Below are 24061 nucleotides of genomic sequence, written 5' to 3'. Positions count from 1 at the left end.
ACGCTGTGCCCGCTCCCAAAAGGCAGGACATGCATCATCGTATGCACGGGGCCCGCCGGAATATGTCTGCCCGGGCCCGCACGGCGCGGTCACGCCTCCTGATACAGCAAAAAAGCCAGAAGGCCCTGCACCGCCGCCACCGCAATGATGATGCACGCGGCCAGCATCTGCGGCACGGGCAGAAAACTGCCCACAAGCAGCACCAGCCCGCACACCATCACCAGAAACGCTGCCTTATGCAGGCCGTTTTCCGGAACGGAAGCCTTGAAATACGGCCATGCAAACACAGGCCACGACGCGGCCGCACACACGATGCCCACAATACCCGGCACCATGCCCAGCACCGTCAGAAGCGCGGCCGCCAGGCAGAAATTGCGGCCGCGGGGGTCCTCTTTTAGATTTGTGGCCAGCATCAGCATCATCACGCCCGCCGCGACGGTCGCGATATTGAACACAAGGTCCGCCCGGATGCTGAACAACAGCATCGCGCCGCCCAAAATATTCAGCGCTGCCGACAGAATGCCGATGCCGTAAAATGTCTTGCGCGTGATATTCATAAATATATGCTCCCTTTCCGGCGTACCGCCACGCGGCCTGTGCGCTGTGAAAACGCCGGAGCTTCTTTTGTACAGATAATATCAGTATAGCATACTCCGTATTTTTTTCAAAGCCTCGTCTGCGAAAAGGAGCGAAAAAGCGCGCCGCGGCGAAAGATATGCCTTTCGCCGCGGCGCGTTTGCAGTCCAATTTTATTTCCCGGGCAGGGCGGGCCTTCACACCCCGGCCGGGGCCGGTTCACTGAGCAGGCCTGTGGAGTAGCTGCGGTCGCCCACAGCCGCGGCCAGCGCCTCCTTGGTGCTGCGGCCCTCCCAGTAAGCGGCCGCTGCCTTCAGGTATCCTGCAGCCAGCCGGGCCGATTCCCCGCACAGCGCCTCGGGGCCCGCGTCCATCTGTGCATGCGTATAGGGGTTTTCCCAATGCTCCGCAAAGCCGTCCGCCGGGCGTCGGGCGGGCGTCATGTGGGAAAGTCCGTAGCCGGGCTTGTGCAGCACCAGCCGTTCCGCCGCCCAGACCAGCGCCCGCTTGCCGCCGTGAGGCGACAGGAACAGCCTGTGCAGGGCGTGGAAATCATGGAAGGAATCCGCCAGTGCCTCATGCGGGATATCCATGCGGTAAACCTGCGCCACCGCGTCATGAAGCATTTGCGTCACTTCGGCCAGCTCCTGAGGCGGCAGCCCCGGAGCGGCAGTTCCCGCCGGAACGGCGGGTGAGCCGCAGTCCTGCTCATGGAACATACTGTCCATGGCCACCTCGCAGAAGCCGTGCCCCTCGGGGATGTTGAACTGTCCCTGCGGCCCGCACTGGAACGCCACATACGGATGCATCACGGAATCCGCCGCGTAATGCGCCAGAAAGCCCAGCGCATAGCTGCGCTGGGCGGGCGTGGAGGCCGCGAAAATCATTGTGCGCAGGAACCGGCCGCATTGTTCGTCGTGCATGCGGCCGCCCAGTTCCGGCAGCGGCCAGGGCCGTTTGGCGGAAAGCACACGGTAAGCAAACAGCGGGTCCGGCCCGTTGGCGCCCATTTCATAGGCCGCCGTACTGGGCGCATGCTCCCCGCTTTGTGCCAGCGCCGCGCGGGCAATGCGGATATGTGTATATGCTTCGGGCATATCGATCAAAACCTTTCGCGTTGGGGTCTTCGGACGGGGCCCCGCCCCTCCCGCACATGGGCAGTACGGATTTTTTACTTCCCCGCGCCCTCTTTTTTCAGCATGCGGGGCAGCACGCCGAAGTAAAGCACCGCGCCCACCAGGAAGATGAGCAGAACTGACAATACGCCCCAGGGCGATGCCTCCTGCTGCGCGGCGGCCAACACGGCCTCGGGGGCCGTCTCCGGCGTAAGGCTCTGCCTGCCCAGCAGCACTACGGTGGCGATCTGCGTCACGAAGCCCATCAGCGCCGGGCCCATGACGGACGAAAACTTGCCGAAGATATCGAAAAAGCCGAAGTACTCGCCCGAACGGTTCTTGTCCGGAAGCATTTTTCCGAACATACTGCGGGACAGCGCCTGGATGCCGCCCTGACTGGTAGCCACCAGAATGGCCAGCACCCAGAACTGCCAGGTCTCGCGCACAAAAAAGCCGAACACGCAAATGCCCATGTAGATACAGATTCCCACGCCCACCATCACGCGCGCGCCGAATTTACCGGCCAGCTTGATGTACATCAGGCAGAACGGCAGGCCCAGGATCTGCACCAGCAGCAGCGCAAGCATCATCTCGGTGTCGCCCAGACCCAGCTGGGCGCCGTAGGAGGTGCTCATGTGGATGATGGTGCCCACGCCGTCGATGTAAAAGAAATAGGCGAGCATGAACACAAAAATGGATTTATGGCCGAAGATGTCCTTCAGCGTGGCCCACAGCCCCCGCAGGGTCTTGCGGATGGCGCCCTTTTCGTGGGGCTGATAGCTTTTCTGCTCCACGTTTTTCAGCAGCGGCCAACTGAACGCGGCCCACCACACGGCCGTAAAGCCGAAGATGAAAGACAGGCAGTACAGCATATCCACGCCCACGGCGTTCATCACAAGAAAAATGAGCAGCGGGATGGTGGAGCCGCCGATATAGCCCAGGCCGTAGCCCATGGTGGAGACGCGGTCCATACGCTCTTCGGTGGTGACGTCGGGTAAAAAGCTGTCGTAGTACAGGTTCGCGCCCGAAAAGCCGATCTGGCTGATGACATACAGGATCAGGATGGCTGTGCCCACGACCTCGGCCACCCCGGTATTTTCCGCAAAGCCCGTCATGGGCGTAACGGCAAGCCCCGCGCAGGCCAGCACACCCACGGCCAGAAAAACAAAAAACATCTTTTTTCGCATGCCTTTAAAATCGCCCAGCGCGCCGATAACCGGCGCCAGCAGCGCCGAAATAAGCATGGCGATGCTGGTGACATAGCCCCAGATGCTCATGGCCGACGTGGTGTTGCGCATAAAGCCCGCCACCGACGAAAAAAAGATCGGCAGCAGCGTGACAACGATCACCGAATGGGCGCTGTTGGCCCAGTCGTACATCATCCAGCTTTTTTCTTCCTTGGTATACCCTTTCAGCATCGGTACGCACCTCGTCTTATTCAGATTCGCGAAAAAACCTTACTGTACCATGACGCCGCAAAGCGCCCCCAACAAAACCGCATCTACTGCGGTTTTGCATGGTTCAATGTTCTCAAAGCCCTGTGCACCGGCACAGGGGCGTGTGCAGCGCACACGCGCAGCCGCGCAAGCGGCGGCGGCTTTAAGGTTAGTATATCACATAGAAAAGTGTACCATCCCCGCAGGCAAATCACAAGTAGTTTCGCTGTTTTACAGAAATATTACCCGCCTTCCGGCAGCCTTTTGTTCCCGGTTTTATAAAATTTACAGCAAATCTTTAGAAATTCTTTGGATTTTCCCCCCGCGCCTTTTTAGATTGCGGTCTTATACTAAAACACGTTGAAGACAAGCCGCCCGGCGCGCCGGGCGGGGCAAAAAGGCGGGAGGGGTTTCCAATGACGGAACAGGCGTTTGAAGCGATGGTACGGCAATATGAAAAGCTGGTATATACGGTGTGCTGCCAGCTGGTGCACGACCATCAGCTGGCCGAGGATCTTTCGCAGGAGACGTTTGTCTCGGCCTATCTGCATATGGAAAGCTGTCCGCCGGGCGCGGAAAAGCCCTGGCTGTGCCGCATTGCGGTGAACAAGGCAAAGGATCATCTGAAAAGCGCCTACAACCGCCGCATGGCCGTGACCGAGGCCCCCGGCGACACCGCTCCGGCGCTGGCCGCCGCGCAGAACGCCCCCAGCCTGGAGGCTGAGTGCGAAACACGCGCCGACGCCGGCCTTGCGCGGGAGTGCATCGAGGGCCTGGCGGAACCGTACCGCACGGTGTCGGTATTGTATTTCATGCAGGAATGGCCCGTGGAGGCCATTGCACGGCAGCTGGGCCGCATGCCCAAGACCGTGCACACCCAGCTTTACCGCGCAAAAAAAATGCTGCGGCGGGAGCTGGCGGCGGTGGGCTGAGCGCATACGGGCGCAGAAGGTTCTTTCTCTCTGTCCGGGTTTTGTGCTATATTAAGTAAATAGTATCGATATACGAAGCACGATGCGGTATGCCGCCCGCCGGGCGCGCGGCATACCGCATCGCAGCCGGACAAAAGGAGAAACGCATGGAAACGCATATTCTTGTTGTGGAGGACGACGCCGAGATCCGCGAGGGCGTCGCCATTTACCTGAAAAATCAGGGCTATACCGTACACGGTGCGGCCAACGGCGCCCAGGGGCTGGAGCTTGCCCGGCAGCTGCCCATCCATCTGGCCGTTGTGGATGTGATGATGCCCGTGATGGACGGCATCACCATGGTGATGAAGCTGCGGGACGAGGGCTGCGAGTTCCCCGTCATCATGCTGTCGGCCAAATCCGAGGACATTGATAAGATCACCGGGCTGAACATCGGCGCGGACGATTACGTCACCAAGCCTTTCGTGCCCATGGAACTTCTGGCCCGGGTGCACTCCCATCTGCGCCGGTACGAAAAATTTCTGCGGGCGACGGGCGCAGCCGCTGCGCCCACCCTGCGCACCTATGTCATCGGCGGGCTGGAGCTGTGCGAGGACACCGCGGAGCTGACCGTGGACGGCACGCCCGTAAAGCTGACGCCGCTGGAGTTCAAAATTCTGGCGCTGCTGATGAAAAACCCTGGGCGCGTGTTCTCCGCCGAGGAGATATACGAGCGCGTTTGGAACGAACGCGCCGTCAGCACGGATACCATCATGGTGCACATCCGCAACATCCGTGAAAAGATAGAATACAATCCCAGGGAACCGAAATATTTGAAAGTGGTGTGGGGCATTGGGTACAAGATCGAAAAGTAAGGCGGCCGCGGGGCTGCTTTCCGCACTTTTGCTGCTGGCGCTGGCCGTGGGGCTTCTGGCCGGGCTGCGCCCGCTGTACGCCCGCGCTCAGGAACAGGGCGTCCTGTTTTATTATTACGATCCCTTTGTGGAAAACATCCAGACGGCCAACCATACGCTGTACTGGCGGGCCCGCGAGCAGTGGGAGGGCAAGGAGTTTGAGCCGTCGGAGCTTTTGCTGAGCGACGCGAACGCCGCTGTTTACGCCGCACGGGAGGCCGGGGAGGACTTCGTGCTGGGCTACACCGGCGCGGCCGGTGACGAAAGCGGCGGCACCAACGCCTCCTACGGCGGACTGGACGTTTACGCGCCCGATGCCATCTCCGCGCTGGACGCTTTCAACGCCAGCGTGAAAGCCCATGCCGACGAGCTGGCGGGCAGCTGGGGCAATCTGTTTTACGCCGTGACGGACGACGCAACGGGCAAAACATACACCAACACGGAAGCCGGGCTTGGCGGCTTTCTTTCGGACGACCCCGCCAAAAACGGCTTCGACGCCGCCCAGTGGCGTTATGTGCTGGCGCTCCGCTTCGACGCGCAGGGCAATATGTCCTATGCAGCCTCCTATCTGGGCGAGGAGGGCCAGCAGGACTTTTCCGCTTCTATCTGGAACACGGATATGCAGGCCTACGGCACCGACGCCATACGCCGGCATCTTGACCTGGACGTTCTGTCCTACTACGATCTTTCCGCGCCCAAAAGCGTGACCTTCGTCTACGGGGTCCCGCGGGTATTCGCGGCTTCGGATGACATCAGCTGGTATATCGCAACGTCTCAGGAGCGCTCCTTCATCAGCCACGCCTTCGATCCCCTGTTTGCGGCCGCATTGGCCCTTGCGGCGCTTCTGGCCCTGTGGTTCGGCCGCCGGCGCGGCAGCGGGCTGGGCGGCGGCTGGCTGTGCCGTGTGCCGCTGGAGCTGGTACTGCTGGCCCTCGGCTGCGCGGTGCTGATGAACGGCGTCCCCTCCAGCGCTGTAACAAGCAATTTCGACGGCAGCATCGCCGCCGTGCTGCGGGACGAATTCAGCGTGGACCTGCCCTCCGCGGCCAACACCATGGCGAACCTGCTGTGCGCGGGGCTTCTGTTCCTGTTTTTGGAGGTGACGTTTATGTCTGTTCTCGCGCTGCGCCAGGGCCTGGCCCGGGACGGTTGGCTGGGCTATCTGAAAAACCGCAGCCTGGCCGCACGGGCCGTGCGCGCTTTGCTGCGGGGCGCGGGGCGCGTCTGGCGTGCCGTGAGCGGCACGCTGGGGCGCATGTGGCGCGCCCTCACCGCCATCGACCTGCGGGACCCCGCTGAAAAAACGCTGCTGCGCCTGCTGGCCGTAAATTTCGCCATCGTCACGTTCATCTGCTGCTTCTGGTTCCTGGGCATTGCGGGAACCGTGATCTACACGGTGGTGCTGTTCTTCCTGCTGCGCCGCCGTGCCAACCGCATCCAGCAGGACTACGCGGCCCTGCTGGCCGCCGCCCGGCGCATGGCCGGCGGAGACCTGGCCACGCCTGTGGAGGGAGACATGGGCCTGTTCGACCCGCTGAAGGACGAATTGAACCAGGTGCGCGCGGGCTTTGAAAAGGCCGTCGCCGCCGAAGTGCGCAGCCAGAACATGAAGACCGAGCTGATCACCAACGTCTCACACGACCTGAAAACGCCGCTGACCGCCATCATCACCTATGTGGACCTGCTCAAGGACCCCGCCCTTTCTGCCGAAGACCGGGCCAAATACATTGAAACGCTGGACAAAAAATCCCAGCGGCTCAAGCGGCTGATCGAGGACCTGTTTGAGGTGAGCAAGGCCGCCACACGGAACGTGGCCATGCATTACGCTGAAGTAGATCTGGCCGCACTGCTCAAGCAGGTCCAGTACGAGCTGGCCGACAAAACCGAAGCCAGCGGCATCGATTTCCGCTGGCAGCTCCCGGAGGAACGCATGCCTCTGGTGCTGGACGGGCAAAAGACCTGCCGCATCTTTGAGAACCTGGTGGTGAACATCACCAAATACGGCATGCCCGGCACCCGGGCTTATATCACGCTGATGCCGCAGGAGCACGGCGCGCAGGTGGTGTTCAAAAACATTTCCGCCACCGAGCTGGATTTCAGCGCGGAAGAGATCACCGACCGCTTTGTGCGGGGCGACCGTTCCCGCAACACCGAGGGCAGCGGCCTGGGCCTTGCCATTGCCAAGAGCTTTGCCGAACTGCAGGGCGGAACGTTCTCCATCACAGTGGACGGCGACCTGTTCAAGGCCACGGTAACGCTGCCCGACACGAACCAGCCCGAGCAGCCGGAAACACTCCCGCTCCCCGCCGCGCCGGACGCAGACGCGCAAAGCGCCCCGCAGACGGGCGGCGCTCTGCCCGCAGGCATCTGAACCGTACGGATACAAATGAACAAGCCGCCGTTTCCCCGGACACGAAGTCCGGTGGAAACGGCGGTTTGCTTTTTATTCCGAAGGCCGCGCGCCCCACGCGCAGCGCAGCGCGTCCACAGCGGCCCGCAGCGCCCTCTCGTCCATATCGGAATAGCCCAGCACCACGGTGGCGGGCGGACAGTCCTCCGGGTGCTCCATATAATAGGCGGAAAGGCCGTTCACATGCACGCCGGCCCGCGCCGCCGCCTCCACCAGCTCCCGTTCCGTCATGCCGTTGTGCACCGCGGCCAGCAGGTGCAGCCCGGTGTGGCTGCCCCGCACCGCCACGCCATCCCGGCCGAAAGCGGCGTACAGCGCCTCCAGCAGCGCGTCCCGGCGGGCGCGGCAGGCGCTGCGCAGGCGGTTCAGATGCCGCGCGAAATGCCCTTCCTCCATAAAGCGGCACAGCGTCTGCTGCTCGAACCGCGACACCGTGGAGGAATACACGCCGTATTCGGCACGGTACATCTCCAGCACAGGCACCGGCAGCACCATATAGCCGATGCGCATGGACGGCGCCATGCTCTTGGAAAAGGTGCTCACATAGATCACCCGCCCCGCCTGGTCCAGCCCCTGCAGCGATGGAATGGGCCGGGTGTCGTAACGGAATTCGCTGTCGTAGTCATCCTCCACCACATAACGTCCCGGGGCCGCGCCCGCCCAGCGCAGCAGTTCCGTGCGCCGGGCAATGGGCATCGTTGCGCCCGTGGGGAACTGGTGGCTGGGCGTGACATACGCAAGCTGCGCGCCGCCGGCCTGCAGAGCATCCAGCGTCATGCCGTCCCCGTCCACAGGCACGAACACCGTGCGCACGCCGTTGTTGCGCAGCACCTGCGCCGTGCGGGGATAGCCCGGATTTTCCACCGCAAAGGTGCTGGCGCAGAACAGCCGGGCCAGCAGGCCCACCAGATATTCGATGCCCGCGCCCACCACGATCTGCTCGGGCGCGCACACCACGCCCCGGTAAGCATGCAGATATTTGGCAATGGCCGCGCGCAGGGATGCATCGCCCTGGCGGGAGCCATGGTTCAGAAGCTCCGGATGGGCGGTGACTGTCTCGCGCTGGATGCGCGCCCATGTCTTGAACGGAAACAGGGCAGTGTCCACACTGCCCGTGCCGAAATCATAGGCCCAGCGCTTTGCGGGCGGTTCCGGCGGCGCGGCCGGAGCCGGACGGACGGGTGCGTCCAGCTTTTCAATGCGGCATACCGTGAAGCCGCTTTTCGCGCGGGCCGCTATGTAGCCCTCCGCCACCAGCATTTGGTAGGCCGTTTCCACGGTGGAAACGCTCACCCGCAGGTCCGCTGCCAGGCGGCGCTTGCTGGGCAGCTTTTCCCCCGCCGCCAGCCCGCCGGAAGCGATCTCCTCCACGATATGGCGGTATAGCTGACGGTACAGCGGCGCGCCGTCCCCGCGCATCAGGCCCAGCGTAAAGCTTTCCATGCCTGTCCTCCAATCTGACCTTATAAAATATTCATAAATTGAGTATTTTAATCAGTTCACAATCTTCTATAATTGAGGATAAGCGAAAGCGGCGGCCCTGTCAACCGGAAATTCGCGGCGCAGGGCAAAAACAAAGAGGAGTGGTATTCATGGAAAAAACATCCAACCGGTTCACCGTGCGCAGGCTGGCCGTCACGGGCCTGCTGAGCGCTCTGGTATTCGTATTCAGCTGGATACAGATCCCCATCGGGGAGGTAGCGCGCATTCATCTGGGCAATGTGTTCTGCGCGCTGTCCGGCCTGCTGTTCGGGCCCCTGACGGGCGGCCTTGCCTCCGGCTTCGGCAGTATGCTGTTCGACTTTACGAATCCGCTGTACATCGCGGAAAGCTGGATCACATTCATCACAAAATTTTTCATCGGCTTTCTGGCCGGGCTCATCGCCCACCGGAGCGGTAATATCTCGCTGGGACGGGACGTGCTGGGCGCGTCCGTGGGCAGCGTGACGTATGTGGCGCTGTACCTGCTGAAGTCCTTCATCATGAAGTTTTACATCGAGGGGCAGGCTCTGGGCGCGGTGCAGACGCAGCTCGTGACAAAGGGCGTCACGTCCCTCATCAACGCGGTGCTGGCCGTGGTAGTGTCCGTGCTGCTTGCAAAAGCCGTGCGGCCCGCGCTGCGCAAGGCGGGCATTCTAAGCGAATAACCTCTGCAGACAGGCAAAAAGCACGGCCCGGAGCCTTCCGGGCCGTGCTTTTTTGTCCAATTCGGAAAAATATCGCAAATTTCAAAAAAAGGCTTTTCATCGGTGCCCGGATGGGCTAGAATAGCGTTTTGTGCAGGGCTGTTTTCGGCTCCGCGCGGCGCGGGGCACACGGCTCCGAAGCGCCGCTTTTCGGGAAAGGAAAGGTGCTTTTTTGGTTACGGATATGACTTCGGGCAGCCCCATGCGGCTGCTGCTCCGGTTTTCTCTGCCCATGCTGGTGGGCAATATCTTCCAGCAGTTTTACAGCATGGTGGACGCCATGATCGTGGGCCGCTTTGTGGGCGTGGACGCGCTGGCCGCCGTGGGCGCCACGGGCGGTATGTCGTTCCTGGTGCTGGGCTTTGTCATCGGGCTTGCCAACGGGTTCTGCGTGGTGGTGTCACAGCGCTTCGGCGCGCGGGACGAGGCCGGGCTGCGCCGGTGCGTGGCCATGACGATGCTGCTGTCCCTCATCGTCACCGCCGTGGCTACGGCGGCCAGTTTTCTTGGCACAGAACCGATGCTGCGCGCCATGAACACGCCGGAAAACATCTTCAGCGACAGCGCTGCATACATCGGCATCATCTTTCTGGGGCTGGGCGCGAGCCTGTTTTACAATCTGTTCTCCGGCCTGCTGCGCGCCGTGGGCGACAGCAAAACGCCGTTGTATTTCCTGTGCCTCTCCAGCGCGCTGAACGTCGTGCTGGACCTTCTGTTCGTTGTGACGTTCTCCATGGGCGTGGCGGGCGCCGCCTGGGCCACCATCCTTTCTCAGGGCGTTTCGGCGCTGCTGTGCCTGGTCTATATGCTGAAAAAATTCCCCATCCTGCGCACAGGCCGGGCCGACTGGGCCTGGCACGGCCCGATGGTGCGCCGCCTTGCCCGGATGGGCATTCCCACGGCGCTGTCCAACAGCGTAACGGCCATCGGCTGCATGATTTTACAGGTGACCATCAACGGCTTCGGCTCCACGGTGGTGGCGGCATACACCGCCGCCTCCAAGGTGGAGCAGCTGACGACGCAGCCCACGTTCACCTTCGGGCTGGCCGCAGCCACTTTTACCGCGCAGAACGCGGGCGCCGGCAAGCTGGACCGCGTGAAGGACGGCGTGCGCAAGGCCACGGTGCTCAACCTCATTGCCGGGCTGGCCGCGGCCGTGGTGGTATGGCTGTTTGCCGCGCCCATCACCACCTGGTTCGTGGACCCGGGTGAGACGGCCGTCATCGCCGCGTCGGTACAGTTTTTAAATATCGAAGCGGTTTTCATTCTGGCCCTGGGCGTGCTGTTCGTTTACCGCAACGCGCTGCAAGGCCTGGGCAACGCCGTGATGCCGCTGATCTCCGGCGGTGTGGAGCTCGCCATGCGCCTGGCCGCCGCCATCCTCCTCTCCCGCTTCCTGGGCTATGTCGGCGTGTGCCTGGCAAACCCGGTGGCCTGGACGGGCGCAGCCGTGATGCTGGTGCCCGCCTATCTGGCCGAGCTTCGCCGCCAGCAAAACAACGCGCTGGCCCGCGCCCGCTGAGGCCGGGTCACAGGCCCGAACCGGACGTTTTTTGGCAAAAAACGCACAAACAGGAAGAAAACCCCGAAAAGCCACCGTTCTTTTTGAAAGAAAACGGTGGCTTTCCGCGTTACAATCGTGTACAATGGAAACGTTAGAATGCCCGTATTGTACACGAACGGGCCATCTTAGGAGGAAACGCCGTGCAACAGATCCAACGATATTTCCGCAAGGCCGGCAAAGCGCTGGCGCGCTTTTTCGGCCGCGTAAAGAAAGGCAGCCCCATCGACATCGCCATCCTGGTATGCGCCGCCGCGCTCATCATCGCGCTGCTCGCTATTCTTGTGATGTCCCTGCTGCCCGACGCCGCGCCCGTGGATGCCTCCTCGTCCGCACCGTCTTCGTCGTCTGTCTCCGCTTCCCAGAGCGGCAGCTATGACCCGGACGCGGACGCGCTGGACAAACAGGCCTACGACGGCACCATCCTGCCGGAGACTGCGGACGGCGGCCAGACGTACATTGACGAAACGATGTTTCTGGGCGATTCCAACACCTACCGCCTGGTGGCCTACGGCCTGACAACGTGGCAGAACAACCTGAGCGCCGTGGGTATGGGCATCCAGCATGTCACCAGCACGCCGTGCATGTACTTCAAGGGTTCATCCAGCCCGGTGTATGTCGCCAAGGCCGTCTCCATGATGCAGCCCCGGCGCATCGTCATCACATACGGCACCAATAACACCAATTCCACTGCGGACACATTCAAAAACCAGTACCGCAGTGCTCTGGAGGCCATCAAAAAGGAATGGCCCTACGCGGATATCATCATCAACGCCGTACCGCCCGTGGCGCAGACGCGCACGGGCGCGGCCGCCGCGCAGAAGGCCATCGACGAATTCAACAAAGCTCTGGCGGACCTTGCCAAGGAGGACGGCTACCGGTTCCTGAACAGCAGCGAGGCCCTGAAGGACCCCGCCACGGGCTTTGCCAGAGCTTCGTATATGATCGAGGACGGCCTGCATTTGAATGAGCAGGGCGCCAAAGCGCTGATCGACTATGTGCGCACGCACACCTACGAGACCGAGGACCGCCGCCCGGCGCTGACCACCATCCCCACGCACACGGCCACGCCGGAGGAGACCTTCAACCCGCAGGCGGCGTCCAGCAGCTCCAGCTCGTCCAGCTCCGAAGCCGAGGGCGTTACCGTCACGTTCTCCATCAAGGACGGCAAAGACGGCGGCTCGCTGTCTGGCACGCTGACGCAGAAGGTGAAGCCCGGCGAAACGTGCTCCACCGTGACGGCCACCGCCAAGGAAGGCTATTCGCTGGAATGGGGCTGCACCGAGGGACGCATTGAAAATGTGAACAACGGCACGCTGACCTTCACCGTGCCCGCAAATACAAAGCTGGAATCCATCAGTGTGTGGGTGACGTTCAAAAATAAGCACACGCACAGTTTCGGCAGCTGGACGGACGCGGGCAACGGCACGCATACGCGCACCTGCACGGCCAGCGGCTGCACCAACCCGCCCAAGACCGAGACGGAGAACCATATCAAAGGCAACTGGACGGCAGACCCCAGCGACGCCACCAAAATGCACATTTACTGTACACAGCCCACATGTCACGCCATTCTTGACACTCATACCCACAGTTGGAGCGGGTGGACGGACGCCGGCGATGGCGTAAACCACAAACGCACCTGCTCCGTTGCCGGATGTCCCGCCCCTACGGAAACACAGGCCCACTCCTGGGGCGCAACGGACCAGGCTACTGGTATGCGCACCTGCACTGTCTGCGGCGCGGCCGGAAAGGACCCCAACTGGACCGCGCCGCCCGCCGAACATGTCCATGCCTGGAGCGGCTGGACGGATGCGGGTGACGGCGCGAATCACAAGCGCACCTGCTCCGCCGCCGGGTGCCCTGCACCCACGGAACTGCAGCCCCATACTTGGGGGACGACGGATCCAAGCACGGGCGCCCGCAGCTGTACAGTCTGCGGTGCCGGTGGACAGGACCCAAACTGGGCTCCTCCCGCAACTACCTCTATCCCCGCCCCTGCCGCATAGCTTTTCGCCGCCTGCCCTTTTTGTGGCGGGCGGCTTTCATTTTTTCTATCAGGCAGAAAGAAGGTTTTTTATGCTCAACAGCAAGGGTTTCGACGAATGGGCCGCCGGTTATGACGCCAGCGTCCGCCATTCCCACGATGCGGGGGAATATCCCTTCGCAGGCTACGATGCGGTGCTGTCTCTTATTGAGGCCCGTGTGAACAGCCGTCCCGGCGCCGATGTGTTGGACTTGGGCTTCGGGACAGGCATGCTGACAGCACGCCTGTACGCGGCCGGCCATCCGGTAGCCGGAGTGGATTTTTCCCAGAATATGCTGGACGCCGCCCGCGCCAAGATGCCCTGCGCGGAATTGTATCTGTATGATTTCACACGGGGCCTGCCCCCCGCGCTGGAGGGCAGGACGTTCGATTTTATCATCAGCACCTATGCTTTCCACCATGTGCCGGACGCCGGGAAACCCGCGTTCCTGCTGGAATTGTCCCGCCGTCTCAGCCCCGGCGGCGAATGTCTGATAGGAGACGTGGCTTTTGAAACGCAGGCCGAGCTGGATGCCTGCCATGCCGCGGCCGGGACGGCCTGGGACTGCGGCGAGGATTATGCCGTGGCGCAGCTGCTTGCCGGTGCTCTGCCCAGCCTGCGCCTTTCCTTCGCGCGGCTTTCCCACTGCGCGGGGGTGCTTTCCATCGGGCGGCACGACTCTCCGCAGCCTGTTTGACGCAAAAAACAGCCAAGCATCGAATGAGCTTCATTGCAAACCGATAAAAAGAGGCCGGAGCCCGGCGGGAAAATCCCGCCGGGCTCCGGCTTTTTTATCTCAGCTCCAAGAGAGCAGCGCGCGCCGCGCCTACTTTCTACCGCCGTAAAAGCGGCGGTACGGGTTCTGCGTGCGCTGGGTGGGCGTAAGCTGCTCCGGGCGCGGCCTGGAACGGCTGGCCGCCACTGCCGCCAGCACCAGCACGCCCAGAATCACCAGCGCCGCGGCCACCGCAGCCATCAGGATCCACTGCCAGGGAAGCATACGCCTTCCTCCTTTTCCGTTCGTTCACTGCCGCGTCAGAGTATGGAACACCGACATCGCCTTTTCGTAATACGCGGCGGCGTCCTCATCCTTTTCCAGCTTGGTGCCCGTATAAACGCGGGGCACCAGCTTGTAGTCCTGCAAAAATGTCTGGTAATCATACCCCTGCGAACCGTCGAAGTTCTCCGACGCGCCCAGCTCCAGCGACGTGAGCGCCGGACAGTCTCCCCAGCGCACGCCCATGCGCGCATAGTCCGGCTTTTCGCCCTCTGCGGGAGATGTGCCGTCGTTGTAGGCGAACAGCATATACTGCTCCTGGAAATACTCCATATCGTCCACAAGGAACAGCATGCTCTCGCCGCCGTCGATGTCGCCGGACAACTTCGTGATGTTCGCCATCTGGACGTTGGGGTCCGCGATGGAATCCGCGTCTTTCCCGATGGTGTATTCCATCACGCTCACAACGACCTCTCCGTCGCCGTTGCGGTCGTCAAAATACGGCTTGAGCTGCTCGGCCAGTGCCTCGCCGGTGCCCATGGGCACACCTGTCGTGGTGAGGATGCCGATGGTATAATCCGGATGCACCTGGGTGGCGATCTCCCAAACGAACGAAAAGACCATCAGCGCGGCCACAATGCCGACGATCACATGCCATTTGTGATAGAACCAGAAATTTTCCCGTTTTTCCTTGCCGGTCATCTCATGCTTCGGCTGTTCGGGCTGCAGGTCCTCGGGCTTGATGTTCAGTGTGTAGCGCGGGCTTGCCATACACGTGTTTCCCTCTTTCTGTTATATGTGTCGCGGCGGGCCTGCCCGCACGCTTTTATGCATACGCCGCTGCGCGGCGTCAGTGCGCTGTGGTTTTATCCTTGTGCGCGGCAATGCGCCGGGCCACCTCGTCCGGCAGCGCTTTCTGCGCCGCCCGGTCCAGCCCGGCGGTCTCGATGGGCGGCAGCACGGTCATGGTCACATGGCCGGGACACATCAGGTTGTGGTTTGCCTCCATGATCTTATAGCTCCCGTCGATGACGACGGGCACCACGGGCGCACCCGCCGCAAAGGCCATTTTGAACGCGCCGTGCTTGAACTCGCCCATGGCGTCGCCCTTGCTGCGCGTGCCTTCGGGGAACACGATGACACTTTCGCCCCGCGCCAGCAGCGCGCCTGCTTCCTTCATGGCCGTGACAGCCTGGCGGGGATTTTTGCGGTCGATGAACACACAGTCGAACAGCTTCATCCAGGTGCGCACCAGTGGGATCTTCAACGTCTCCACCTTCGCCACCAGCGCGTGGGGCCTGTCCAGATGCACCAGCGTGATGGGGATATCATAATCGCTCTGGTGGTTGGGCGTGAATACCACGGCCCGGTCCTTCGGAATGTTTTCCAGCCCGTTCACCGTAACGGTACATCCGGCAATGCGCATCAGAGTGGACATCCACATGGGCACATATCTGTCCACGATGGCCCGGCAGCCGCTCTCATCCCCCGCGGCCTTGCGCCGCTTTGCCTCGTTCATTTTCGGCGTAAGCACGATGAGCGCGCCGAAGAAATAGAAAAACCACACAATCGTCCGCAATATTGCCATACCGGTATCATTCCTTTTCCGCGCCGGGCTTTCCGCGTCCGGCGGCCTGCATACTTTTTCTATGATACCGCAAACCGGGCGAATACGCAAACAGTTTTGCCGCGCAGCATGGCCTCGGTGCTGCTCTGTTGTTAGTATAGCCCGATTTTACACAAAAAAAGTGGCAGAGTTGTGAACAAGCGGGAAAAAAATCGTATTTTTTCCTTTTTTGTTATACGGTCCGCCAATATTTGTATTTTTATCCGCGCTTTTTGTCTGTTTGGTCTTGTGCATATATTCTAAACTTTACGGTCTGATTTTGGATGCGCCTTGTACAAAGGCGCAATTTTGCCGCCGCGGGCTTGACATGCCACGTCCCGGCGCGTAAACTGAATGCAACAACAGCGAAGGCGCTGCCGGACATCCGGCGGCGCCTTTTTTGTTGTATTTCCGCGGTTGAAAAGCGTAAAAAATTGAGGAGGGGTCATTATGTATTCATCCGTAGACACCATTTGGGTGCTGCTGGGCGCGGCGCTGGTATTCTTCATGCAGGCGGGCTTTGCGATGGTGGAGACCGGCCTGACACGCGCCAAAAATGCGGGCAACATCATCATGAAAAACCTGATGGATTTTGCCCTCGGCACCGTTGCCTTTTGGCTGGCAGGCTTCGGCATCATGTTCGCGGGGGACGGCGCGTTGATTGGCGGGTTCGACCCGTTCATCCTGGGCGATTACAGCAGCACGTTCCCGTCCTGGGCGTTCGTCATTTTTCAAACGGTGTTCTGCGCCACGGCGGCCACCATCGTCTCCGGCGCGATGGCGGAGCGCACCAAGTTCCTTTCTTATTGCATTTACAGCGTAGCCATAAGCCTGATCGTTTACCCTGTCGGCGGGCATTGGATCTGGGGCGGCGGCTGGCTGAGCCAGCTGGGCTTCCACGACTTTGCGGGCAGCACGGCAGTGCATATGGTGGGCGGCCTGTGCGCGCTCATCGGCGCAAAGATGGTGGGGCCGCGCATCGGCAAATATACGAAGGACGGCAAGGCGAACGCCATCCCGGGCCACAGCCTTACATTGGCCGCGCTGGGCTGCTTTATCCTGTGGTTCTGCTGGTTCGGCTTCAACGGCTGCTCCACCGTTTCGATGACGGGGGACGAGACATTGGTGAACGCCAGCCTCATCTTCGTCAATACCAACCTGGCCGCAGCTGTGGCAACCTGTGTGGTGATGATCATTACCTGGAGCCGTTACAAAAAGCCAGACGTCTCGATGACGCTGAACGGTTCTCTGGCCGGGCTTGTGGCCATCACGGCCGGCTGCGACGCAGTGGACCCGTTCGGCGCGGCCATTATCGGGCTGATCGCGGGCTTCGCAGTGGTGTTCGGCGTTGAGTTCATCGACCAGAAGCTCAAAATTGACGACCCTGTGGGTGCCATCGGCGTGCATTTTGTCAACGGCGCGCTGGGCACTGTGCTCACGGGCCTGTTCGCCACGGACGGCGGCCTGTTTTACGGCGGGGGCTTCGGCTTCCTGGGCGTACAGATGTTGGGCGTGCTGGCTGTATGCGCTTGGGTCGGCGTTGCCATCACACTGGTGTTCTTCCTGCTGAAAAAGACCATCGGCCTGCGCGTTTCCCGCGAGGAGGAGATCGACGGCCTGGACATCCACGAGCACGGGCTCATCTCGGCCTACGCGGACTTTGCGCCCATGTCGCTGGGCATGGTAAGCCCTGAAGTGCAGGAGACTGTTGAGGGCGCTGTCCCGGCAAAAAGCGCCGACGAAGCGGTTCCTGTGGTGGAAACCACCACCGTCACCGCCGCTCCCGCATCCGGGCCGCGTATCAGCAAAGTGGTCATCCTGCTGCGGCAGAGCCGCTTTGATGCACTGAAAGAGGCGCTTTCCTCCATCGGTGTGACGGGCCTGACCGTGACGCAGGTGCTGGGCTGCGGCGTGCAGAAGGGACAGAGCGAATTCTACCGCGGCGTGCCCATGGACGTGACACTGCTGCCCAAGGTGAAAGTGGAGGTCGTCGTGAGCAGGGTGCCCGTGCGCAGCGTCATCGACGTCACGAAGCAGGTGCTGTATACCGGACACATCGGCGACGGTAAAATCTTTGTCTACAATGTGGAAAATGTTGTGAAGGTGCGCACCGGTGAGGAGGGCGTGGCCGCCCTGCAGGACACTCACTGATCATACTTTCGTCTGTGCCTTCCGGGTGGAGACCTGCGTTCGCAGGATTTTATTTAAAGCCTTTCTTTTTCAATTCGCCGCAAGGGCCTGTTCGGTTTTCCGGCTCCGGCGGGCCTTTCCGGGGAGGCAGCCGGTCTGTTTTACAAAGCCCCCGCCTGCGCATTGCGCAGGCGGGGGCTTTGCCGTATAATATTTCTTGAACCGCCGCGGCTCTGCCGCCCGGCGGCATGACCCCGGCCACGGCCGGGACGGGAGGGATACGATGCCTGGCATCACACTGCGCATGGCGCGCCCGGAGGACGCGGGCGGCATGCTGGCGGTCTACGCGCCTTATGTGGAGCATTCCACCGCCAGCTGGGAATACGAGGCGCCGTCTTTGGCGGAATTTTCCGGACGGCTGCGGGAGCATCTGGACACGGGCTTTCCCTGGCTGCTTGCGGAGGAGGACGGCGCGGTACTGGGCTATGCCTACGCCGGTCGCTTCGCCGCACGCCGGGGCTACGACTGGGACGCCGAGGTCACAGTATACCTGTCTGCCGCCGCACACCGGCGGCACGCCGCCACCGCGCTGTACACCGCATTGCTGGCTCTGCTGCGCAGGCAGGGCTACGTCAACTGCTTTGCGCTCATCACACACCCCAACCCGGCCAGCGCCGCCTTCCACGAGCGGATGGGCTTTGCCGAAGCCGCGCGCCTGCCCCACGCGGGCTACAAGGACGGCCGGTGGCTGGGTCTTTCCTATTATCAGCTCACGTTGCAGCCGCTTCCTGCCGTGCCCGTGCCGCCTGTGCCGCTGAGCGCGCTGGGCGCCGCCGAAACGGAACGATCACTGCGCGACGCGGCAGCCCTGTGCCGTCCCGCGCCGGAGGTGCTTTGAATGGAATTTGACCGCAATCCCACACTGGATGCGCTTTGCGCGCGCAAATCCGTCCGCGTGTTCACAGAGGAGCCTGTGCCGCAGGCTGTTAAAAACGCGCTGTTCCAGGCGGCCATGCAGGCCCCCACGGCTGGCAACCAGATGCTGTACACCATCCTCGACATCACCGACGCCGCGCTGAAGGCACGCCTGGCCGACCTGTGCGACCACCAGCCCTTCATCGCGGACGCACCCGTGGTGCTGGTGTTCGTGGCGGACTGCCAGCGCTGGTACGACGGCTTTGCCGCGGCGGGCTGCGCACCCCGTCCGCCGCGGGAGGGCGACCTGCTGCTGGCCGCGGCGGACGCGGCCATCGCCGCACAAAACACGGTGGTGGCCGCCGAAAGCTTCGGCCTTGGCAGCTGCTACATCGGGGATATTCTGGAAAACTGCGAGGATGTGCGCAGCGCACTGGCTCTGCCTCCCTACGCCGTGCCCGCTGCCATGCTGGTGCTGGGCCGGCCCACGCAGCAGCAGCGGGAGCGACGCAAGCCCGCCCGCTTCGACGCGCGGTATATCGTACGGGAAAACCGTTACCGCCGCATGACGCCGGAGGAACACGAGGCCATGTACCGCGCGCGCGAGGCCGCCGAAGGCCGCGCGGACGTGGACTATGCCGCGCGGATGCAGGCATTCTGCGCGCGCAAATACAACAGCGTTTTTTCACGGGAGATGTCCCGCTCGGCCGCGGTATACCTGCGCGCCTTTTCGGCGCAGTGCACGCCCGGCACGGAGGAAGGAAACGCGCGCGGCGTCCGGAGGACGGAGAACAGCCATGCGGGAACGGACTGACGTGTGCGGGCGCTTCGCGCCCAGCCCCTCGGGCCGGATGCATCTTGGCAATGTGTTCTGCGCTGTGCTGGCCTGGCTTTCCGCCCGCAGCCGGGGCGGACGCTTCCTACTGCGGATCGAAGATCTGGACGTCCGACGCTGCAAGCCGGAGCACGCGCGCCTTCTGGAGGAGGACCTGGCCTGGCTGGGGCTGGATTGGGACGAAGGCGGCCGGAGAGGCGGGCCGGACGGCCCCTATTTTCAAAGTGAATGCAGCGAACTGTACGCACAGGCCCTGCAGATGTTGAAAGAACATGCCCGCGTTTACCCGTGCTTCTGTTCCCGGGCCGATCTGCACGCCGCCAGCGCGCCGCACCTTTCCGACGGCGCCGTACTGTACGGCGGACGGTGCGCGCGGCTTTCTCCCGCCGAGGCGGACGCTCTGCGCAGGCGGCGCGCGCCCGCTCTGCGCATTGCCGTGCCGGAAGAGTCCGTTTCTTTCACAGACGGACATCTTGGACATTTTTCGCAGAACCTCGCCCGGGAATGCGGCGATTTCATCCTGCGGCGCTCGGACGGTATCTATGCTTACCAGCTGGCCGTGGCGGTGGACGACGCGCGCATGGGCGTGACGCAGGTGGTGCGCGGGCAGGACCTGCTCTCCAGCACGCCGCGCCAGATTTTTTTGCAGCGGCTGTTGGGCCTGCCCACGCCGGAATACTACCATTTGCCGCTGCTGGTGAACGCGGAGGGCGTCCGGCTCTCCAAGCGGGAAAAAAGCCTGGACATGGGTGCGCTGCGCGCCCGCTTCACGCCCGCGGAGCTGACGGGCTGGCTAGCCTTTCTGGCCGGACAGCAGCCCGCGCCGGAACCGGTGCCGCTCCGGTCGCTGGCCGCATGCTTTTCCTGGGAAAAGGTGCCCCGGCGGGATATCACCGTACCCGCCCGGCTGCTGAACGAAGCGCGCGCGGAATAACGACGTCTGAAATACGCCAAGCAGCGCCCATGGCTCTGCCGGGGCTGTAAATGCATTTGTGCAAAAGGAGGAGCCGATATGTTTCCGGACCGAAAAACCGCACTCCAGGAACTGGCAAAGGCCGAGGAACTGAATCCCGGTCCCTGGGGGGAACATTCCAGAAATGTGGCGCATGCGGCAGAGCTGATTGCCGGGCGCTGCGATAAAATGGACAGCGATAAGGCATTTGTCTGCGGGCTGCTGCACGACATAGGCCGAAGAACCGGAGTGGCCGCTGTCAGGCACATCATCGACGGATACGATTACGCCGCCGCGCGGGGATGGGACGAGGTCGCAAGGATCTGCCTGACGCATTCCTTCCCCGTCAAGGATATTGAAGCCGACATCGGAAAGAAGGATATCAGCGCAGCGCAGTACGCCTTCATCCGGGATTTCCTGAACGGCCTCGACTATGACGATTATGACAAACTGATCATTCTCTGCGATGCACTTGCCGACGCCAGTGGTTTTTGCATCTTGGAAAAAAGATTCATCGACACAACAAGGCGCTATGGAATATACCCGTTTTCCATCGACCGGTGGAATAAAACGTATCAGTATAAGGAATATTTTGAAGCGCTCATTGGGAATTCCATCTATACCCTGCTCCCGCATATAGAAGATTGCATCTACCGCTGACGTGCTCCCTGCGGCAGCGCCGGGTGCACGGGCGGCGGGGCGGTAAAAGCTTTATCTTCCCATAAATCCATTCAGAGCACAGCGGGCCTTCTGCAAAGGGCGCGGCCGATGGCCGCGCCCTTTGTTTTTTCTATTTGTCGATGCTGCCCACGCGCTTGCGCCAGCCTCCTGTAAAGTAAAAACCCAGCGACAGCGCAGCCGCCACTGCCCACCCCAGCGGCCAGGACATCCAGATGCCCGCGGCGCCGAAGCGCGGAGCAAGCAGGAACGCCAGGATCACACGGAGGATCAGATCCGTAAACGTAGCCGTCATGAACTGGCCCATGCAGCCCGCGCCGCGCAGCACGCCGTCCGCCGCCAGCTTCAGCGAAATGAGCACATAGAACGGCGCCACGATGTTCAGGAACAGCGTGCCCTGTGCCAGCGCGTCGGCGCTGGGAGCGCTCAAAAACAGGCGTACCATCTGCGGCCCCGCGAACACGAACGCCGCAATGAACGGCACGGCCACGCACAGCGTCATGCCCGCGCCTGCGCGGAACCCCTGCTTCACACGTTCGGGACGGCCCGCGCCGATATTCTGGGCCGTGAAGCTGGAGAGGCCGTTGCCCAGCGTTGTGAAGCCCGTCAGTGCAAAGGTGTTCAGCTTCACCGCCGCGGAATAACCGGCCACCACAGCGGAGCCAAAGCCGTTGACAAGGCTCTGGATGAACAGGTTGCCCACGGAGATAAAGCTCTGCTGTAAAATACTGGGGACGGCGATGCGCGCAATGCGCCCCAGCATCCGCCAGGAAAACAGCGGATGCCGCTCCGGCGCGGGCACGCCCCGCAGCCGCCGGAACAGCGTCCATGCCGCTAGAACGGAGGCCACGCCTTGGCACAAAAACGTGGCCCAGGCCACGCCGCCCATGCCCATGTGAAAACACACCACGAACACCACGTCCATAACGATGTTCGCAAGGCTCGAAGCGATGAGGAAATACAGCGGCGTGCGGGAATCGCCCAGCGCCGTGAACACGCCCGTGCAAATATTGTACAAAAACAAAAACGTCAGCCCGCCGATATAGACATTCAAATAGAGCTGGGAATCCGCAAACACATTTTCCGGCGTGCCCAGCAGGCGCATCAGCGGCTCGCAGAACAGAAAGCCGCCGGCCGTAAGCAGCGCCGAAAGTGCCAGAATGGCAATAACCGAGGTGGACACCGCAGTTTTCATGCGGGCCGTCTCCTTCGCGCCGAACAACTGGCTGATGATGACCGAGCAGCCCGTGTTGCTGCCCAGCGCCACGGCCATGAAGATCATTGTGATGGGAAACGACGCGCCCACGGCAGCCAGCGCATCTTCGCCCACAAACCGGCCCGCCACCACGCTGTCGGCCACATTATACAGCTGCTGGAACACCGCGCTCAGCAGCATGGGGATGGTGAACCGCCACAGGATGGCGGCGGGTCTCCCCTGGGACATATCGGTGATCAAGGCAACGCTCCCCCTCTTTTTCCCGCCCGCGCACGGACGGCGGTTCCTTGCCATCCCGCATGGGACATGCTATGATACCAGTATAAAACAGATTGAAAAAATTTTCAATTTTTTCCACAAAAAAGCATTGTAAAGGATGTGCAGGATGCCGAAAAGCGAAGGACAAAAACTGAAGCTGCTGTACCTGGCCGACCTGCTGCGCCGGGAAACGGACGAAGACCACGCGCTTTCTATGAGCGACATCCTGTCCCGGCTGGAGGAACTGGGCGTGCACGCCGAGCGCAAAAGCATCTACGATGATCTCCGTGCGCTGGAGGATTACGGCATGGATATCATCGCCACCCGCGGCCGAGCGGGTGGCTACCAGCTTGCCCACCGGGAGTTCGAGTTGCCGGAGCTGAAGCTGCTGGTAGACGCGGTACAGTCCTCCAAATTCCTCTCCGTCAAAAAAAGCCGTGAGCTTATCCGCAAGCTGGAGGGCCTCGCCTCCCGCTGGGAGGCCCAGAGCCTGCAGCGGCAGGTGTACGCGGTAGGCCGCGTAAAAAGCATGAACGAGAGTATTTATTACAGCATCGATACCATCCATACGGCCATTTCACAGGACAGGCAGATTGCGTTCCGTTATTTTGAATGGACTATGGAAAAAACCGTGCGCTACCGCCGGGACGGCCAGCTCTACGAGCGCTCGCCTTACGCGCTGGTGTGGGACGATGAGAACTATTATCTTGTGGCCTACGACCACACAGCGTCGCCGCCGGGCATCCGCCATTACCGCGTGGACAAAATGGCGAATCTGTCCGTTCTGGAAGAGTCCAGGCTGGGCAAGGCGACATTCGAATGCTTCGACATGGCGCAGTACGCCAAACAGATGTTCGGGATGTTCGGCGGTGCGCAGCAGGACGTAGAGCTGCGGTTCGCCGCGCGGCTGGCCGGCGTGGTGCTGGACCGCTTCGGCAAGGAGGTCACACTGCTGCCCGACGGCGGCAGCTTTTTCCGGGTGCATGTGCAGGCCGTCGTCAGCCCCCAGTTCATGGGCTGGGTGGCCGGCTTCGGCACGGACGCAAAGCTGCTTGGGCCGCCTGCCGTGGTGCGGGAATACACCGCCTTCTGCCGGGAGATGCTCGCGCAGTACGAATAAGCGTTAAAAGTCCTGATTATGGGACATATAATATCCTATACTAAAGACACCGAAAGAAACCACGATGTTTGAAAGGAGTGCCTTTGGTATGGTTAAAATGGCAGCGCTTGCGCCGAAAGGCGTGTTTGAGGAAGAGGATTTCTATGTACCCGCTTGGGAAGAGCCCCCGTACGAGCGGCATTTCGACGATTATACGCGCAACTGCGACGAAGCAGCATAAA

22 protein-coding genes are annotated in these 24061 nt (G+C 61.7%); 14 read left to right on the top strand and 8 right to left on the bottom strand.

Going from position 1 to position 24061, the window contains the following annotated elements; genetic code table 11:
- Positions 1 to 89 precede the first annotated feature (89 nt).
- The 3 genes from IIY41_RS10000 to IIY41_RS09990 form a co-directional block, all read right to left on the bottom strand.
- Positions 90 to 557: a hypothetical protein gene (locus tag IIY41_RS10000; protein WP_009321708.1), complete on the bottom strand. Its 468-nt coding sequence runs from the start codon at positions 555 to 557 to the stop codon at positions 90 to 92.
- Positions 558 to 773: 216 nt separating this feature from the next.
- A complete protein-coding gene (locus IIY41_RS09995; RefSeq protein ID WP_009321707.1) occupies positions 774 to 1673 on the bottom strand; it encodes a zinc dependent phospholipase C family protein in 900 nt (299 codons plus the stop codon).
- 74 nt (positions 1674 to 1747) lie between these two features.
- On the bottom strand, positions 1748 to 3109 hold the full coding sequence (locus tag IIY41_RS09990) for an MFS transporter (RefSeq protein ID WP_009321706.1): 1362 nt from the start codon (positions 3107 to 3109) through the stop codon (positions 1748 to 1750).
- Positions 3110 to 3543: 434 nt separating this feature from the next.
- On the opposite strand from IIY41_RS09990, the gene IIY41_RS09985 reads away from it, so the two are divergent.
- The 3 genes from IIY41_RS09985 to IIY41_RS09975 all read left to right on the top strand — a co-directional run bounded on the left by IIY41_RS09985 (position 3544) and on the right by IIY41_RS09975 (position 7320).
- Entirely contained in the window at positions 3544 to 4059 is a 516-nt protein-coding gene (locus IIY41_RS09985) for an RNA polymerase sigma factor (protein ID WP_009321705.1), read from the top strand.
- 146 nt (positions 4060 to 4205) lie between these two features.
- On the top strand, positions 4206 to 4910 hold the full coding sequence (locus IIY41_RS09980; RefSeq protein WP_009321704.1) for a response regulator transcription factor: 705 nt from the start codon (positions 4206 to 4208) through the stop codon (positions 4908 to 4910).
- The gene (locus IIY41_RS09975) at positions 4888 to 7320 is read left to right on the top strand and encodes a sensor histidine kinase (RefSeq protein ID WP_133304166.1); all 2433 of its coding nucleotides are present in this window, start codon (positions 4888 to 4890) and stop codon (positions 7318 to 7320) included. Before IIY41_RS09980 ends, IIY41_RS09975 begins: the two co-directional genes overlap by 23 nt.
- Positions 7321 to 7392: 72 nt before the next feature.
- Here IIY41_RS09975 and pdxR read toward each other — a convergent pair whose 3' ends face one another.
- Positions 7393 to 8802, bottom strand: a complete 1410-nt coding sequence (pdxR, locus tag IIY41_RS09970; RefSeq protein WP_050006281.1) for a MocR-like pyridoxine biosynthesis transcription factor PdxR — start codon at positions 8800 to 8802, stop codon at positions 7393 to 7395.
- 149 nt (positions 8803 to 8951) lie between these two features.
- Between pdxR and IIY41_RS09965 the strand changes: the two genes are divergently transcribed.
- The 4 genes from IIY41_RS09965 to IIY41_RS09950 all read left to right on the top strand — a co-directional run bounded on the left by IIY41_RS09965 (position 8952) and on the right by IIY41_RS09950 (position 13830).
- A complete protein-coding gene (locus tag IIY41_RS09965; RefSeq protein ID WP_009321701.1) occupies positions 8952 to 9506 on the top strand; it encodes an ECF transporter S component in 555 nt (184 codons plus the stop codon).
- Positions 9507 to 9717: 211 nt separating this feature from the next.
- Positions 9718 to 11067 carry an MATE family efflux transporter gene (locus IIY41_RS09960; RefSeq protein WP_117460046.1) on the top strand — a complete coding sequence of 450 codons (1350 nt, stop codon included), beginning with the start codon at positions 9718 to 9720 and terminating at the stop codon, positions 11065 to 11067.
- Between the two features lie 182 nt (positions 11068 to 11249).
- Positions 11250 to 13115, top strand: a complete 1866-nt coding sequence (locus tag IIY41_RS09955; protein WP_117460043.1) for an SGNH/GDSL hydrolase family protein — start codon at positions 11250 to 11252, stop codon at positions 13113 to 13115.
- Positions 13116 to 13185: 70 nt separating this feature from the next.
- On the top strand, positions 13186 to 13830 hold the full coding sequence (locus IIY41_RS09950) for a class I SAM-dependent methyltransferase (RefSeq protein WP_278657999.1): 645 nt from the start codon (positions 13186 to 13188) through the stop codon (positions 13828 to 13830).
- A 129-nt stretch (positions 13831 to 13959) separates the two neighbouring features.
- Here IIY41_RS09950 and IIY41_RS09945 read toward each other — a convergent pair whose 3' ends face one another.
- From IIY41_RS09945 to IIY41_RS09935, 3 genes are all read right to left on the bottom strand, one after another.
- Positions 13960 to 14133 carry a hypothetical protein gene (locus tag IIY41_RS09945; RefSeq protein WP_009321697.1) on the bottom strand — a complete coding sequence of 58 codons (174 nt, stop codon included), beginning with the start codon at positions 14131 to 14133 and terminating at the stop codon, positions 13960 to 13962.
- Positions 14134 to 14157: 24 nt separating this feature from the next.
- Complete coding sequence (locus tag IIY41_RS09940; protein WP_009321696.1) at positions 14158 to 14901, bottom strand: hypothetical protein; 744 nt, start codon at positions 14899 to 14901, stop codon at positions 14158 to 14160.
- Between the two features lie 79 nt (positions 14902 to 14980).
- Complete coding sequence (locus IIY41_RS09935; protein ID WP_050006284.1) at positions 14981 to 15718, bottom strand: lysophospholipid acyltransferase family protein; 738 nt, start codon at positions 15716 to 15718, stop codon at positions 14981 to 14983.
- 468 nt (positions 15719 to 16186) lie between these two features.
- Here IIY41_RS09935 and IIY41_RS09930 point away from each other — a divergent pair, with 468 nt between their 5' ends.
- The 5 genes from IIY41_RS09930 to IIY41_RS09910 all read left to right on the top strand — a co-directional run bounded on the left by IIY41_RS09930 (position 16187) and on the right by IIY41_RS09910 (position 21228).
- A complete protein-coding gene (locus tag IIY41_RS09930) occupies positions 16187 to 17887 on the top strand; it encodes an ammonium transporter (protein WP_287400558.1) in 1701 nt (566 codons plus the stop codon).
- A gap of 262 nt (positions 17888 to 18149) precedes the next feature.
- The gene (locus tag IIY41_RS09925; protein ID WP_009321693.1) at positions 18150 to 18764 is read left to right on the top strand and encodes a GNAT family N-acetyltransferase; all 615 of its coding nucleotides are present in this window, start codon (positions 18150 to 18152) and stop codon (positions 18762 to 18764) included.
- Complete coding sequence (locus IIY41_RS09920) at positions 18765 to 19595, top strand: nitroreductase family protein (protein ID WP_009321692.1); 831 nt, start codon at positions 18765 to 18767, stop codon at positions 19593 to 19595.
- Positions 19579 to 20550, top strand: coding sequence for a tRNA glutamyl-Q(34) synthetase GluQRS (gene gluQRS, locus IIY41_RS09915; protein ID WP_050006289.1), 972 nt, complete (start codon positions 19579 to 19581; stop codon positions 20548 to 20550). Before IIY41_RS09920 ends, gluQRS begins: the two co-directional genes overlap by 17 nt.
- Before the next feature lie 78 nt (positions 20551 to 20628).
- Positions 20629 to 21228 carry an HD domain-containing protein gene (locus IIY41_RS09910; protein ID WP_050006290.1) on the top strand — a complete coding sequence of 200 codons (600 nt, stop codon included), beginning with the start codon at positions 20629 to 20631 and terminating at the stop codon, positions 21226 to 21228.
- A gap of 130 nt (positions 21229 to 21358) precedes the next feature.
- Here the strand turns inward: IIY41_RS09910 and IIY41_RS09905 are convergent, their stop codons facing one another.
- Positions 21359 to 22702: an MATE family efflux transporter gene (locus tag IIY41_RS09905; protein WP_055080199.1), complete on the bottom strand. Its 1344-nt coding sequence runs from the start codon at positions 22700 to 22702 to the stop codon at positions 21359 to 21361.
- 145 nt (positions 22703 to 22847) lie between these two features.
- On the opposite strand from IIY41_RS09905, the gene IIY41_RS09900 reads away from it, so the two are divergent.
- Positions 22848 to 23840 (top strand): helix-turn-helix transcriptional regulator, encoded by a 993-nt coding sequence (locus IIY41_RS09900; protein WP_055080200.1) that lies wholly within the window; start codon positions 22848 to 22850, stop codon positions 23838 to 23840.
- A gap of 88 nt (positions 23841 to 23928) precedes the next feature.
- On the top strand, positions 23929 to 24060 hold the full coding sequence (locus tag IIY41_RS09895; RefSeq protein ID WP_009324116.1) for a hypothetical protein: 132 nt from the start codon (positions 23929 to 23931) through the stop codon (positions 24058 to 24060).
- Position 24061 lies beyond the last annotated feature (1 nt).

Source organism: Ruthenibacterium sp. (assembly GCF_017421385.1).
GTDB lineage: Bacteria > Bacillota > Clostridia > Oscillospirales > Ruminococcaceae > Ruthenibacterium > Ruthenibacterium lactatiformans.
Note: the sequence above shows the minus strand (reverse complement) of the source record. Positions and strands in the feature narration are given on the sequence as shown.